Annotated in this window: 13 protein-coding genes and 2 pseudogenes; 8 read left to right on the plus strand and 7 right to left on the minus strand. The window is 41.7% G+C overall.

Annotation, left to right across the window (positions count from 1 at the left end; all coding sequences use genetic code 11):
- Window positions 1–283: 283 nt before the first annotated feature.
- Window positions 284–460, minus strand: a complete 177-nt coding sequence (locus V7K21_RS29755) for a hypothetical protein (protein WP_335179592.1) — start codon at window positions 458–460, stop codon at window positions 284–286.
- Between the two features lie 60 nt (window positions 461–520).
- Between V7K21_RS29755 and V7K21_RS30940 the strand changes: the two are divergent.
- The 3 genes and pseudogenes from V7K21_RS30940 to V7K21_RS29760 form a co-directional block, all read left to right on the plus strand.
- A pseudogene (locus tag V7K21_RS30940) lies at window positions 521–595 on the plus strand (hypothetical protein); the annotation flags it as partial.
- A gap of 138 nt (window positions 596–733) precedes the next feature.
- Window positions 734–880: a winged helix-turn-helix domain-containing protein gene (locus V7K21_RS30945; RefSeq protein WP_442948944.1), complete on the plus strand. Its 147-nt coding sequence runs from the start codon at window positions 734–736 to the stop codon at window positions 878–880.
- Window positions 881–1,153: 273 nt separating this feature from the next.
- Complete coding sequence (locus tag V7K21_RS29760; RefSeq protein ID WP_273764049.1) at window positions 1,154–1,318, plus strand: CopG family transcriptional regulator; 165 nt, start codon at window positions 1,154–1,156, stop codon at window positions 1,316–1,318.
- Between the two features lie 515 nt (window positions 1,319–1,833).
- Here V7K21_RS29760 and V7K21_RS29765 read toward each other — a convergent pair.
- From V7K21_RS29765 to V7K21_RS29780, 4 genes are all read right to left on the minus strand, one after another.
- A complete protein-coding gene (locus V7K21_RS29765; protein WP_335179594.1) occupies window positions 1,834–2,010 on the minus strand; it encodes a hypothetical protein in 177 nt (58 codons plus the stop codon).
- A 48-nt stretch (window positions 2,011–2,058) separates the two neighbouring features.
- A complete protein-coding gene (locus tag V7K21_RS29770) occupies window positions 2,059–2,265 on the minus strand; it encodes a hypothetical protein (protein WP_335179596.1) in 207 nt (68 codons plus the stop codon).
- A gap of 587 nt (window positions 2,266–2,852) precedes the next feature.
- Entirely contained in the window at window positions 2,853–3,044 is a 192-nt protein-coding gene (gene rpsU / locus V7K21_RS29775; protein WP_323199850.1) for a 30S ribosomal protein S21, read from the minus strand.
- 120 nt (window positions 3,045–3,164) lie between these two features.
- Window positions 3,165–3,482 (minus strand): RNA recognition motif domain-containing protein, encoded by a 318-nt coding sequence (locus tag V7K21_RS29780; RefSeq protein WP_273764054.1) that lies wholly within the window; start codon window positions 3,480–3,482, stop codon window positions 3,165–3,167.
- A gap of 520 nt (window positions 3,483–4,002) precedes the next feature.
- On the opposite strand from V7K21_RS29780, the gene V7K21_RS29785 reads away from it, so the two are divergent.
- Window positions 4,003–5,397 carry a TldD/PmbA family protein gene (locus V7K21_RS29785; RefSeq protein WP_335179598.1) on the plus strand — a complete coding sequence of 465 codons (1,395 nt, stop codon included), beginning with the start codon at window positions 4,003–4,005 and terminating at the stop codon, window positions 5,395–5,397.
- A gap of 183 nt (window positions 5,398–5,580) precedes the next feature.
- Here V7K21_RS29785 and V7K21_RS29790 read toward each other — a convergent pair.
- Window positions 5,581–6,471: pseudogene (locus V7K21_RS29790) on the minus strand (hypothetical protein).
- 279 nt (window positions 6,472–6,750) lie between these two features.
- Between V7K21_RS29790 and V7K21_RS29795 the strand changes: the two are divergent.
- The 3 genes from V7K21_RS29795 (at window position 6,751) to V7K21_RS29805 (ending at window position 10,333) form a co-directional block, all read left to right on the plus strand.
- Window positions 6,751–7,281, plus strand: coding sequence for a pentapeptide repeat-containing protein (locus V7K21_RS29795; protein WP_335179602.1), 531 nt, complete (start codon window positions 6,751–6,753; stop codon window positions 7,279–7,281).
- Between the two features lie 670 nt (window positions 7,282–7,951).
- A complete protein-coding gene (locus tag V7K21_RS29800) occupies window positions 7,952–9,442 on the plus strand; it encodes a DUF1565 domain-containing protein (RefSeq protein ID WP_442948945.1) in 1,491 nt (496 codons plus the stop codon).
- 129 nt (window positions 9,443–9,571) lie between these two features.
- Window positions 9,572–10,333: a hypothetical protein gene (locus V7K21_RS29805; protein ID WP_335179605.1), complete on the plus strand. Its 762-nt coding sequence runs from the start codon at window positions 9,572–9,574 to the stop codon at window positions 10,331–10,333.
- 33 nt (window positions 10,334–10,366) lie between these two features.
- On the opposite strand, the gene V7K21_RS29810 is transcribed toward V7K21_RS29805, so the two are convergent.
- Window positions 10,367–12,481, minus strand: coding sequence for a tetratricopeptide repeat protein (locus V7K21_RS29810; RefSeq protein ID WP_335179607.1), 2,115 nt, complete (start codon window positions 12,479–12,481; stop codon window positions 10,367–10,369).
- Window positions 12,482–13,111: 630 nt separating this feature from the next.
- On the opposite strand from V7K21_RS29810, the gene V7K21_RS29815 reads away from it, so the two are divergent.
- A complete protein-coding gene (locus V7K21_RS29815) occupies window positions 13,112–13,372 on the plus strand; it encodes a hypothetical protein (RefSeq protein ID WP_273764067.1) in 261 nt (86 codons plus the stop codon).
- Window positions 13,373–13,770: the final 398 nt, after the last annotated feature.

Here is a 13,770-nt window from a genome sequence, read left to right on the forward strand (position 1 = left end):
AGGGGTAGCCCTACGCAAAAATAGCTCGATGCCAGGTTTAATAATCTAACCAAAGCCTCCCGATAAATCATTCGGGCAGGCTTTTGTTATTGCTGGAAGGTACTGTTAAAACAACACAAAAAGTTATTTAAAAAGAAGATTGATTAACATTATTCTTGTTGCCACAACCAATCGAAAGCTATAGGCTGGGAATCTGTCCAGAGCTTGGCAAGCATTGGAAGAAGCTGTAAAAATAGATGGTAGTCCTAAGAGGATGTTTTAAAAGGGTCTTTTGCTCTCATAGTTAGTACAGCAAAGCATCTAAGTACATGGCGCAACCTTGATTTTGCCTTGCACTTAACCTAGTGCAGAACTGCAAAATTATACCTTTCGCCACTTTTAAAACATCCTCTAAAGCAGTAGCTAAGTTATTCAACTGATTAATACGGGAAGATGCGATCGCAACATTAATGATCGACAATACTGTTCATCTAGATTTAATCTAGCTGTAGATTGCTTGATGTGATCCCCTCATGGTAGTTTTCCTGAATATCACACTTCAGGAGATAATTTAAATTTTGTTCAATCCCAATATTTTGCCGAGTCATTCTGGTAATGTAGTTCGATATTATATATCCTCAACAATAATGAAATCTACTACAACTTAAATCCCAAATGTGAGCCATAGTTAGATAAAAGAGGAATATATCGGGCTGATGGTGAGCACAAACATAGCGTGCTAAATTAAATAGCAATGTTGTGGGTTTTGAATTTATCTAATGGTCACCATACTCTGCTAGATATTGCAGAAAGGTCGGGAATGTCATTTTATGTTACTAAATATGCTGCTGATACATTATTGGTACATGACTTTGTGACTTGCCTCATTAAATCATCTTAATTCTTTAAAATCCGACAACAGTAAGTGAGAATACTTATTTTGTGTTTACTTACTTTAATATTACTTTTACATTATATTTATAATTACTGCTCTAAAAGTAGCTAAACTTCATTCTTGAAAATATACCCTACCTCTTCACTATTGCTTAGAAAAACATAATATCCTGCTTCATGATTACTTAAATAAAATGTCATTAATTATACCATTGTAGTAGCAGCTTAAAAGATTGATATTAGAGAAGTAGTTTAAAAATATAGCTTGTCTATCTACTATATGAATAAAAAATGGGCTGCTAAACGACTTACAATCAATCTCACATCAAGCGAGGCACAGAAGCTTGAACAATACTGTTCAATGACGGGCAGACCAGCAACCGATGTGATTCGGGAGTTAATCCGTTCTCTTTCTACTCAAGAGGAAAAAGTCCCCCAAACTTAGGAAATCATACTAAACAAAAAATGAAACCATGACAAGCACATCTAAATTTGTAAGTGAAATATAGTGTTTCATAGTTATCAGTTATTTTCTTGCAAACACGCGTTATAGGTAGCAACTGAACACAATCCAAATGTGATTCTGCTCATTTAGCCATGTCCAATATGGATGGTTTTGAGCTAATAGTTCACCTATAAGCGAATCCCAAACTCCTTCTGTTCTCATCTAGGACTAGCCCTTTCAAGGTGTGTTATTTTCCTGTTTTTCCTGGTTTAAAATCTTATAAGTTGAGATATGAGGTCGATTCTTGAGGTAAGTCCTCTTTAGCTGAGGTTTTTTTGGGCCTGGCGGATGACGAGGAAAAGCTCTGAGCTTGACAAGACCTGCCAGATGTTTGAGGGTTTGCGATAATTCGGTGAAGGTAATGTTCTGAAAAACACGCCACTGTTAAGGGGGAATCGCAATCATCATCCCCCTGTAAGAGACCATTTATAAAGTAAATCAAAAGTCATGGTGCGTTAGGCTTTAGCCCAACGCACCATTTTGTATAGCGGTGCGTTAGACGCTTTGATATATTTTTTGTGATAAAGGATATCGAAATATGTTCCTAACACAACGCCAGTTGCTTCTCCTAAGGGATGACGCTGCGCGTAGCTTGCTTCCCCGTAGGAGTGCAAGCTGGGGAACCCGTGCAACGCAGTGGCTCCCCTACAGTAATTTTATTTTTACTTTATAAATGACCTCTAAGTAGCCTTGATTTCATCAGCTAAATAATAGCTGAAAACTTCGGCTTCTATCTTCTCGGTTGCATGAACACTTCTTAAAGCTGCCCTAATCGCAGACAGTATGTTATAGGCAACTAAAGCGATACAGAAGGTAAACAAGGCAGCCTTTGGGTAACCTAAAGTATTAATCTGGCAGTAGAGATTTTCTGTGAGGACTTGAAACAAGGTTTCAAAGACCCCATCAGTGATAGGTTAAGATCATGAACAATTTGTCAATAAGCAATAGTGCTTAGAATTATGTTGAAATCCGGGTAGAAAACACAATTTTAAAGCTGGCTATGCCGTTCGCGGAGCGTCTCCAAGAGTTGGCGGGCTACGCCTACGCATCATATTTAAGAGCATCATTTACCCTTACCCGATAAAATCAGTACAAAGCTTAATTTGATCCCTTATCAAGTAGTTAATTTATCGCCTAATTACTATTGACAAAATTGATTTTGTCTTAACCTCTCACGAATAGACAGACCCTTCAAAAGTCTTGTTAACCACTAAGGGAATCCCAAAAATAAATTCTTCAGCCAAATGTAGTAAAGTCAGCGTAGTGAGCGCCACCCTGAAAGTAACGATAACAGGTTTTTTGTCAGGTGGGGGACACACCGTTATTTACATTGCCTATCCCATAATCAGTAATAGTAATAGCTTTGCCAAAACCTACCCTCTATATTTACAGGAGTACAGCGATTGCCTCTTCGAGAGCTAAGAATCTAATCAGAGAGTGCGTTAGCGTAGCTTACTGTATGTATCGCTTGTTCTCAATTGCGATGGAAATTCCTTTTACGTTGCTTGTGCCTTGCGACTTCTTTGCGCTTGTGTTTTTCCAAAGGTGTTTCAAAGTGACGATGCTTTCTCATGTCTGGAAAAATACCTGCTTTAGAAACTTCCCTCTTAAATCGACGTAAGGCTGACTCAATTCCTTCATTTTCGCCCACAAATACTTGGGTCATTTTCATCTCCTACTTAATTGGTACTGGGCAATTTTAAGCCATCCAGTAGACCGGAGCGCAAAAAGGGCAGATAATGATTCTGCCCTTAAAACGTTAAAACTGAATTTTTTATCTTAAAGCTTAGTAGCGTCCTCGAGAGTATCCTCCACCGCCGCCGCTGCCGCGACGGTCACCACCAAAGGAACCACCTCTATCTTCCTTGGGTTTAGCCTTATTCACTTTGAGGTCGCGTCCCATCCACTCAGCACCATCAAGAGCTTCAATGGCAGCTGTTTCTTCAGCTTCTGTACCCATCTCTACGAAAGCAAAGCCGCGAGGGCGTCCAGTTTCACGGTCAGTAGGTAACTGAACCCGTTTTACAGAACCATGTTCGGCAAAAACAGAAGTGAGGTCTTCTTGTGTGACCTCGTAGGATAGATTACCTACATAAATTGACATGCATTATCTCCAAAATCATAGGTGTGTAGAGATTTAGATTTCGGAGACAAGCTTGTTAAGACCAAAAGGGAAAAGCCTGTCAATACTAAAAACAAACACTGTAACCGAATTTTATTCTCACCTAATTACCTTAGCACATCATTCAGTTCTTACCCACCGTAAAAAAGGAAGTATTAAGAGTCAGCAATCGCCCGATGCCTTCTCAAAGGATGTTTTAAAAGTTCTCTAATTACTAGCAAATTTAATCACCTAATTTTCTTGACTCATACGCTTGTAAATCACAGCCTTTTAGAGAGTGAAATAGCCCTGCTTTTTAAGGGGAGCCAGTCGCTCAGAGGGGTCTCCCCAAGTGAAGCGACTGGCGTGGGTTAGGGAAGATTAATAAGTACCTAAAATCACAGCCAAACACTTCTCAAACATCTTCTAAGTCATAAATTCATGGGCAACTCCGACATGGAGTAGCAGAAATTCCCCAAATAATTGCAAAATAAATGCAGTTCGTCATTGTTACTACCTGGAAATGCCGACTACACTTGCTGACGCACGAAATGTGCTTTCTGACCTCATCCCTCGCTACTCAAAGCGTGTAGATTATCTGATGATTCGCCTTGAAGAAGCAGAAGGGACTGATATCTTGTTGCGTGGCGACAAGGTAGAAACCCTCAGTGAAGGGATCTCAATTGGTGGACATATTCGCGCTTGTTATAAAGGTGGATGGGGGTTGAGCTGCTTTAACGAGCTAGCAACAATTCAGGATCGGATAGAAGAAGCGATCGCTGCTGCGCGGATGGTTGGTGATGAAGAAACTTTACTTGCACCCATTGACCCGGTGCAAGCAGTATGCATTCTACCCCTAAAAGGCACCGATCCCCGAAAAATCCCACTCTTTAAGAAAAAACAATTGTGCGATCGCTATGCTGAATTGCTCAAAGGCGTTGATCACCGGATTACCACTACCTCGGTGCGCTATGGAGACAGTGCCCAAAAAGTGATCATTGCTACTTCGGAAGGCACTTTAATCGAGCAATCTTGGGTGGATATGGAAATGCGCTTTGCCGCCACCGCCAGAAATGGCGAAACCGTACAAACTGGACGGGAAACTATTGGTTCTCGCAAAGCTTACGAAGATTTAACTGATTTGGATGAACAGGTCAAAAGTGCCGCCCAAAGAGCGATCGCAGCTTTATTTCTGCCATCGGCGAAAGGCAATACCTACACCGTCGTTATTGACCCAATTCTTACCGGCTTGTTTGTCCACGAAGCCTTCGGACATCTTTCTGAGGCTGATATGGCTTACGAAAACCCTGATTTGTTAGAAGTCATGACGATTGGACGGCGGTTTGGGCCAGAAGAACTCCAAATTTTTGATGGTGCTGCTTCGGAGGGACATCGCGGTAGCTATTTTTACGACGATGAAGGCACGCCTGCTACTACTACTCAACTAATTAAAGATGGAGTTTTAGTTGGACGTTTACATTCTCGTGAAACCGCTGGCAAATTGGAGGAAGCGCCTACGGGTAACGCCCGCTGTCTCAACTATCACTTTACGCCCATTGTGCGGATGACAAATACCTGGATTGAACGGGGTAAAACACCAGTCAAAGACTTATTCAGCGATATCAAAGAAGGAGTATATGCCCGTAATTGGTTGGGTGGAATGACGAATGGTGAAATGTTCACCTTTAGTGCTGGGGAAGCGTGGATGATTAGGAACGGTAAAATTGCTGAACCTGTGCGGGATGTAACGCTTTCGGGAAATGTATTCCAAACTTTAGCGGATATTGAGGCAATTGGTAATGATTTTTACTGGGATGAATCCGGCGGTTGTGGTAAGGGAGGGCAAAACGGCTTGTCAGTGGGTTGTGGTGGCCCTAGTCTCCGAATTCGAGATGTAGTGGTTGGTGGGGAAACCTGAACTACCCGCCCCTATACCCGGTACTGCGGGTTAACTCAGGTTTCTAGTACAGTGCAGCGTCAGTTTACCTAGCTTTAACAAGGGGACTTTGGTCCAAGTCTAGTCCCAAGTCTTGTTAATTGAGATGGTGGCTGGATTCTTGCGGTACTATACTAGTCTCACGGGGGAATGCCTCAATTCAAATCAATTTGCTAGCCAGAAAGCGACGTTACGCACATAGGTTTTGATATCTTCTAAGGCGCGTGGCTCTTTTTTAATGCCATCTCCTGGTGGCTCATCTACAAAAGTGGGACAGCCTTGGTTAATATCCCAGTTGTAATCTACTAAATGATGGAAACTGGAGTTAGCTACTGCTCGTCCTAATCTATTTCCCTGTTCATCTTGATGATGCTCGATCGCTACAACCAAATTGAAGTTACGACTTGTAACTAAACTTTTACCCAGAGCAATTACCCGCGCGTTTGCATTGCCCAAAGTTACGCCAATTCAACCTTCGTGGGGATGCGTTGGAAAAAAATTGATCCTTCCCGTAGGTGAATTGGGATTTTTTAAAAGTTCGTGAATAGGTTCAACAATGGTAATTTTTTGATAATCGCCGTTAGCTCCCGAATGATAGTTAGGCCAGGAAATATAAGTTGTGTATGAGTCATCTCGGCTCCTGCGAGATTCGTCGGGATCGGGATTTTTTGTGTTGAAATAGTGAACATCACCAATGTCAACCAAACCACACATCGAACAGCCCATATCCTGATGATCGCGTGTTGCTAGAATACCGCCGCCGCGTTGCCGAAAAGCATTAATTCCGGCAATGTCTTTTTCGGTTAAACCGTTATCCACCTCTAAGCCAAATAGCCAAAGTTCATCAAAATCTGATTTTTCGAGACTACTTAAAACTGGATCACCACCTACTGTATCTGATTCGTAATCGCGTCCTGTAACTTCAAATAAGGAGTTTCCTGCTTCGTCTTGAATCGATGCTAAATAATCTTGTAACATTGAGAAACGAAAAATGCTCCAGTCATCTTCAGTCGTAGGAATCGTAGTCTGCAAAAGAATACGAATTGGTTTTGCCATAACCTCTGCCAGATGAACACCGTAATTGAGTATAGCGATCGCTTTGCACTGATGCTTAAATTTTTAAATTCCTCAACATCCGTCTCAAGGATGAAAGTAACTCATAACTTTAGGTAGTAGCACTAGTAGTTGAGAATAGCTAGTTTAGATAAAAGTGATTGCAATATTGACTCTGGTTTGATTCACCACACCAATCCCCGTGGCGCGTACTAGGGATTTACTGCCTGTTTGGGTAACCTGGATAGCCTCAATTAAAAGTTCCTTAGCACAGCGACAGATATGAAAGCAGATCAACTCCTGAAAAACTATAAAGCAGGTGTCAGAGACTTTACTGGTGTCAACTTGAGCGAGGCAAACTTAAGGGAAGCCGATCTCAGTGACATAATTTTAGATAGAGCAATTTTAGATGGAGCTAATCTGAGTCACGCTAATTTAGCCCAAGCCAGTTTGATTGAGGCAGACTTAAATGGAGCAGATTTGAGCAATGCTAACCTCACTGGTAGCAACTTAAGCGGAGCCATCTTAGATGGAGCTATCTTGGATGGAGCAGCAATGGAAGGAGCTAATTTGAGTCAGGCTGATTTGACGGTTGCTAAACTGATTGAAACTAACTTGAGTGACGCGGATTTGCAGGAAGCAAGCTTGATAGCGGCGAATCTAGATGGAGCTGATTTGAGTGGTGCAGACTTAGGTGTAGCCGACTTGTCCCAGGCAAATCTCACCCAAGCAGATTTGAACCAGACAAATTTGAGCGGTGCAAATTTGGAGGGAGCCAATATAGAAGGAACCATCCTGGATGAAAATGTGTGACATCTCCCGCCGCTAAATGGCAGTACCGATTATAGCGGTGGGATATCAGGCGAATTAGTTAAATCAGTCAACATTAACAGCAACTGCCCGGGATAATATCACCATACCATTTACTGATGACAGCCTAGTTTCCGGTTTTTGGTGATTACTTTTGGCATTGGCAAGAGAATCGCTGTGTAGCTAAGACAGCACCCTGAAAAATATATTTGGATGCGAGCGCTTTCAGAACTCGGAACTTTGAGCTTGGAACTCGGAACGCCGAGATCAGAACTCGGAACTTTGAGCTTGGAACTCGGAACTTTGAGCTTGGAACTCAGAACACCGAGATCAGAACTCAGAACTTCAAGCTTGGAACACCGAACGCCGAGATCATAACTCGGAACGCCGAGATCATAACTCGGAACTTCCAGATCATAACTCGGAACGCCGAGATCATAACTCGAAACTTCCAGATCATAACTCGGAATGTTGCATGAGAGTCTGTAACTTGTGTGTACACATTATCCGCTTGCAAGAACAAGTAACGTGGATATATTTTCTCCACACAAGGATACTACTTTGAAAAAGTTTGCTACAAGTAGTGTTATTTACGATTGTCATAATTAAAACAACCGACTCTCAACTATCAATGGAGAACTTTACCCTCGTTGTCACACTCTATGTGAACCCTATGACAGGAAATGATACCAATACTGGTTCACGGTTGAGTCCATTTAAAAGCCTCACCCGGGCCTTAAAAGTAACCAAAATCTCCACGATAATTCATCTGGAGTCGGGGACTTACAGCGCTGCTAGTGGTGAGGTGTTCCCACTAGTCATCCCTGGAGGGGCGACAGTAGTAGGTAACGAAGCTAACAAAGGTGCAGAGATTGTAATTTCTGGGAGTGGCGAGTATCAAAGTCCCAGCTTTGGTATCCAAAATATCACGTTTCTCTTGCTAGATAAAGCCAGTCTTTTAGGTGTAACTGTCACCAATCCCTCACCCAAAGGTACTGGTATCTGGATTGAATCGGCTGCACCTACTTTAGCTAACAATACTTTAAGCGACTGTGGGCGAGAAGGTGTGTTTACCACTGGTACTGCCAAACCCACAATTTTAGATAACATATTTGTGCAAAATACTGCTAGTGGGTTAGTGATGGCAGGTCATAGCCAGGGAGAAGTACTGCGGAATGTATTTCAAAGAAACCCTTTAGGCATAGCAATTAGTGACTTTGCCGCTCCGGCGATCGCAAATAACAAATTATCAGAAAATCGCACAGCGATCGCACTTTCTCGCAACGCCCGCCCTGTGCTACGTCAAAATCTCATCGTTAAAAATACCCAAGGTGGTCTATTAGTCAATGGCAATGCAATTCCTGACTTAGGTAATACCGAAGATCCTGCTGATAATATTTTTCGTGATCATAGTGAATTCGATTTATACAATGCCACTACACAAAAGCTAGTTTCGGTAGGTAATCAATTGAATCCTGCTCAAGTCTTGGGCTTAGTCGAATTGCTTCCAGCCGAACGAATAGCAGTTAGCACCAGTTTTTCTGACGTACCGACTGAATCCCCATCTAAAAAACTCCCTGCGCCTGTTCAACTAGATGAACATTGGGCAGAACCATTTATCCAGACATTAGTGAGCATGGATTTAACTCATAGTTTCGCTGATGGTAGCTACCAGACAGATAAACCGATGACTCGCGCCCAGTACGCGGCTTTGGTAGCGATCGTTTTTAACCCATTTCCTAAAATCCCAGCACCTGATTTTATGGACGTACCCAAGGATTTTTGGGCTTATAACGCAATCCAAATCGCGGCTAGCGGTGGCTTTGTTGGCGGATTTAGCGATCGCACTTTCCGCCCTGATCAAAATGTCCAGCGGCTACAGGTGATTGTCTCCCTAGTAAACGGACTGGGACTACCTTCTGCTGATAGCCATGCTTTAGAAGTTTACAGCGATCATCATACCATTCCCGACTATGCCCGGACAGCCGTTGCCACTGCTACACAATGGGGAATAGTTGTCAACTATCCAGATCCGAAAGTACTTGCACCTTCACGTTCGGCAACACGCGCCGAAGTTGCAGCAATGGTTTATCAGGCATTAGTTGCCATTGGGCGAACACCAGCAATTAAATCTGTCTATGTAGGGTTGCATTCCAGAAGTTGACAAGTAGAATAGGAAACACTGCCTATCGGCTTAGTAACTCGTGAAAAAAAATCATGTAGTTAAAAGCACGTTAGGCTAATATGCGATGGGTGACAAATCTTAGACCTATTGCCTAAAGCTAATAGCCCCATGTTAACAACACTTCCAGACACCTCTGCCAACTTGGCGATCGCTTTATTAATTAACTATAGTTTCGATCTCAGTGGGTATAGTGCCAATGAGCTAGTTGAGCGTTGGCAAACGCAATATCCCCTTAATTGGCTACACCTGGCAGTGATTGAGGCACTATATCAAGGTCGTTATAAAGCGGTTTCCGTGCAGCAAATTTTAGTATTTTGGCAGCGCCGGGATCAGGCTACATACCATTTCAACATGGAATTTGAACGGATGATTTGTAGCAAATTTCCCCAAAGGTTAACCTCATCGCCTGTTCCAGCCCTACCACCAGCCAAGAAAAACCCTACTGTAGAGAAAGTCACGAGTCCTCAATTACCACCTGCTAAGATTCGCAACGGTTATCAACACAGCAATACTGCAACTTTACAACTGAAAAGTTACGAACAAAAGGCATCTTTGAGTGAAGAAGAGGGGAAGCAGGAAGATAGAGACAGTAAAACCGTCCTAAAGTCTCCCCTTTCTGGGAAATTTGCCTCTTCGGCAGCGCTTCAGCTATCATCTACTGTCAGCCCTCGGCAAACTTCACAAGAAAGTCCACCGTCTTCTCCATCACCATTGCATCATAAACGGGCAAAACTCCTACCACCTGCTGCTATTCATGCTCCAATTGGGCAATTTACCCCAGAAAAAAGCGATCGCTCTGAGTCTTTCACATCCAAACTCAAAGCTATGTCTGGCGAACATAATCCGCCAATTGTGGGGAGTGGGGAGTAGGGAATCGGAGGAGTAATTAATCTTTTTAGGTTTTTACTCTGCAACCAACTGCATAAAGCGCTGATCATCGGCAATATCATCAAAATCTAGGTCAATTGCTGCGTCTTCTTTATACCTGGGATTAAGTTCAATTGCTTGTTGTAGAGTTAGCAGAGAGCGTTCAACTTGTCTTTGCAGTGCGTAACAGGCTGCTTTGTTGTAATAGGCACTGGCATAATCTGACTTAATTTCTAAGGCTTTGTTAAAACTAGCGATCGCTTCATCATCGCGTCCCAATCTCACCAAAGTATAACCATGTTTATCCCAGATTTTGGGAGAATTGGGTTGGAATTCCAGCGCTTTATTAAAGGATACCATTGCCTCTTCGTATTGTTCCAATGCTACTAAGGAAAGACCGCGATTTAACCAAGCAACTGCATCGTCAGGTTTGATTTGTGTAGCTTTGTCAAATGAGGCAAAGGCTTGCTGATGCTGTTGTAAGTTACCAAAAGCAACGCCGCGATCGCACCAAGCTTGATGATAATCTGGTTGGAGTTTAATAGCTTGGTCATAAGATGCGATCGCATCTTGGTAACGTTTTAATCTTCCGAGAGTTAGACCTCGTTTTAACCAAGGCACAGGTTCATCAGGTTGGATTTTAACCGCTTGGTTGTAAGCTGCGATCGCGTCTTCATAGCGCCTTTCAGAAAACAGCGCATCTCCCTGTTTTACATATTCATCAGCAGTGAATTCTGCTTCTTGTGGCTGTTCCTGTATTTCTTCCTCAACTTCAGAATTCACTACCTCTGGAATGGATGCAGATGTCATCTCAACTTCAACTTTAGAATTCACTGCCTCTGGGATGGATGCAGATGTCATCTCAACCAGTTCTTGAAGAATTAGATCCTTTCTTTGTTGGGCATCCAATTGTAACTCAGAAAGTTGAGAGGCAAACTCAGTTTCTAATCTTTCTATCTTCTCCAAAATGAAAATCTTTTGTTGTTGAGCATTCGATTGTAATTCTGAGAATTGCGAAGTAAATTTCGAGCCAGATTTTTCTAAATTCTCAATGATTAACTCTTTCCGCTTTTGAGCATCTACTTGTAATTCGGATAGTTGAGCAGCAGACTCTGATTGTAATATTGCTAAACTCTCAATAATTTTATTTTTTTGCTCATGAGCATCGGTCTGTAATTCAGATAAGTGAGATTTAAATTGATTATTTAATTTCCCTAAATTATCAAATATAATATCTTTTTTGGTTTGAGCATCTACTTGTAATTCGGATAATTGAGAAGCAAATTCTGACTGCAATTTTGTTAAACTTTCAAAAGTTATATCTTTTTGCTTTTGAGCATCAGACTGCCATCCAGAAAGTCGAGATGTGAACTCAGACCTAGATATTTCTAAATCAGCAATGGCTAGTTTTTGTTGCACCCCTAACTTTAAATTAGACAGTTCCTCTGTCATTACAGATGCTAATTTTCCTAGATTTTCCAATGCTATATCTCTCTGGTGTTGAGCATCAAACTCTAATTTAGATAGCCTATAAGCAAAATTTGACTCTAAATTTACTATATTTTCTTGAGATTTTTTGAGTTCCGTTTCTAATCTATTTAATACCTGGGCTTTAGCTAAATCTAGTTCAGATGTTTGGGTCGATAAATTTTCTTGTTCGGTTTTAGTTTTTTGTTGTAAACTAACTGTTTCCTGTTCTGATTCATAATTTATTTTTTTAGCTTCTTGAATAATATTTTCAGCATCTTGCTTAACGGTGATTAACTGATTTTGTAACTTTTCCATTCCTTGTAGTTGTTGCATTGCTCTATCAACAATTTCCCGGATTACCACCCGTCGCAGGAGCCAAAATAAAACAATGATTGCGACTGGAAATAGACTTAATATAACTAGCCAGATATCGAGTAAGATAGTTGTACGGCTAAAAGCGCTCTTAAAATCAGATTGCACTTGCTGTTGAATTCGCTTTTCTGCTCGTAGTCGTACTAATTCTTCCCGTTCCTGATTTGATAATACCGGAGTAAGAGTTAGTGCTGGGGAGGGTGATGGTGCAGATTGCCCACTGGCAATTCCAATGGATAACAGTAAGGGTAAAAAGACAATAGTACTTTTTAGAATTAAAACGAAAACAGCTTGATTTTTGCTCTTCATAACAACCATCTCAGTCTGTTGGTCAGTTTTTGAAGCGGCGTGCCTCTCTCCAATCTATAACAGAATTAAGTAGTGAAATGTTGTAAAGACAGTGGGAAATGCTAAACCATCCTTAACTAATCCGCCCTCTCATCTGTCACTGTACGCGAAATTTCACTGATGGAGTGTAGTCAATGCCTACCTACTTACCAAACTAGGTTAGACTTTGTTCCTACAGATGGCAGAGCAATACAGTTCAGTTAAGGATAATTGTGGGTTGGGTTGAACGTAGACAAAGGAGGCGGCTTAAGGCAGGGTAGTGAAACCCAACAAATGCCCATTTAGGTTGGGTTTCGTTCCTCAAACGCCACTTGCATCTCCCTACAGCCCTTCTCAAGACAAGAGACGCTCTTGCTAGCAAGATCCCCGTAGGGGTACAAGTTGGGAAACCCGCTTGGGCACTGTGGCTCCCCAATCTACGCAATATATTTTATGTGGCTCTAACTCAAGCGTATTGGATGGCAGAGTCGGTTAAGTTAGAAGCCCCACCTGTACGCGAAGTGTCAGGTGTGGGTACTTCGCACTAACATTAGATTATCTAGGGTAAGCAGATTACTTGTCCTAAAATTAACTTAACAAAGGTGGGAGAAAATGAGTCGCATAAATCCTTATACACTGCAATTGCAGATTACCCGAATGTTTGAGCAAGGGCAATCATTTTTTGCCACAACCAAGGTACAGGAATGGTTGAAAGAACGCAAACACAATCCAGAAGATTATGACATTATTTTCCATAAAAAACCTGCGCCTCCTGGTTCAAAAGAAGTGATGGTAGTGGAAATTGAATTACGCCGCAAAGATGGACAACCTGTAGATCCTTGGTTGCAGGAACAAGCAAATCTCCATGCCTAATTTTAAGAACTAGCAATTTTCAATTTAAATTCATATTATCTTAAGAGAATTTACCAGAATATAGCGTTCCCAATTGGGGAACGCTCTTTGTTATCTTTGCATTGCTCATAAATACCTTTTCAAATCATCAAAATGAAATCTCATCAGCATTGGGTTTTTGCATTTTAGAGGATGTCTGAGAAGTCAAAAATGTCATGCCCAACGGAGCAACAGCCAAGTGTTGCATCTCCAACCATAACGGAAAATTGGGATTCTTCGCTCCACTTCGTTACGCTCAGAATGACAAAATATACCGTCCAAAAACTTTTCAGACATCCTCTAAGCTCGACTTTATCCATTTTTGATTTAATCAAGCAGCGTAAACAGCAATATCTCTCAAACGCTCAAATAAAAGACGA

Source organism: Nostoc sp., from assembly GCF_036919595.1.
GTDB lineage: Bacteria > Cyanobacteriota > Cyanobacteriia > Cyanobacteriales > Nostocaceae > Nostoc.

Coding starts and splice junctions, on each gene's coding strand:
- V7K21_RS29805 (WP_335179605.1), top strand. CDS start 9,572: ATGTTAACAACACTTCCAGACACCTCTGCCAACTTGGCGATCGCTTTA.
- V7K21_RS29800 (WP_442948945.1), top strand. CDS start 7,952: ATGACAGGAAATGATACCAATACTGGTTCACGGTTGAGTCCATTTAAA.
- V7K21_RS30945 (WP_442948944.1), top strand. CDS start 734: ATGTTGTGGGTTTTGAATTTATCTAATGGTCACCATACTCTGCTAGAT.
- V7K21_RS29810 (WP_335179607.1), bottom strand. CDS start 12,481: ATGAAGAGCAAAAATCAAGCTGTTTTCGTTTTAATTCTAAAAAGTACT.
- V7K21_RS29785 (WP_335179598.1), top strand. CDS start 4,003: ATGCCGACTACACTTGCTGACGCACGAAATGTGCTTTCTGACCTCATC.
- V7K21_RS29795 (WP_335179602.1), top strand. CDS start 6,751: ATGAAAGCAGATCAACTCCTGAAAAACTATAAAGCAGGTGTCAGAGAC.
- V7K21_RS29760 (WP_273764049.1), top strand. CDS start 1,154: ATGAATAAAAAATGGGCTGCTAAACGACTTACAATCAATCTCACATCA.
- V7K21_RS29815 (WP_273764067.1), top strand. CDS start 13,112: ATGAGTCGCATAAATCCTTATACACTGCAATTGCAGATTACCCGAATG.
- V7K21_RS29780 (WP_273764054.1), bottom strand. CDS start 3,482: ATGTCAATTTATGTAGGTAATCTATCCTACGAGGTCACACAAGAAGAC.
- rpsU (WP_323199850.1), bottom strand. CDS start 3,044: ATGACCCAAGTATTTGTGGGCGAAAATGAAGGAATTGAGTCAGCCTTA.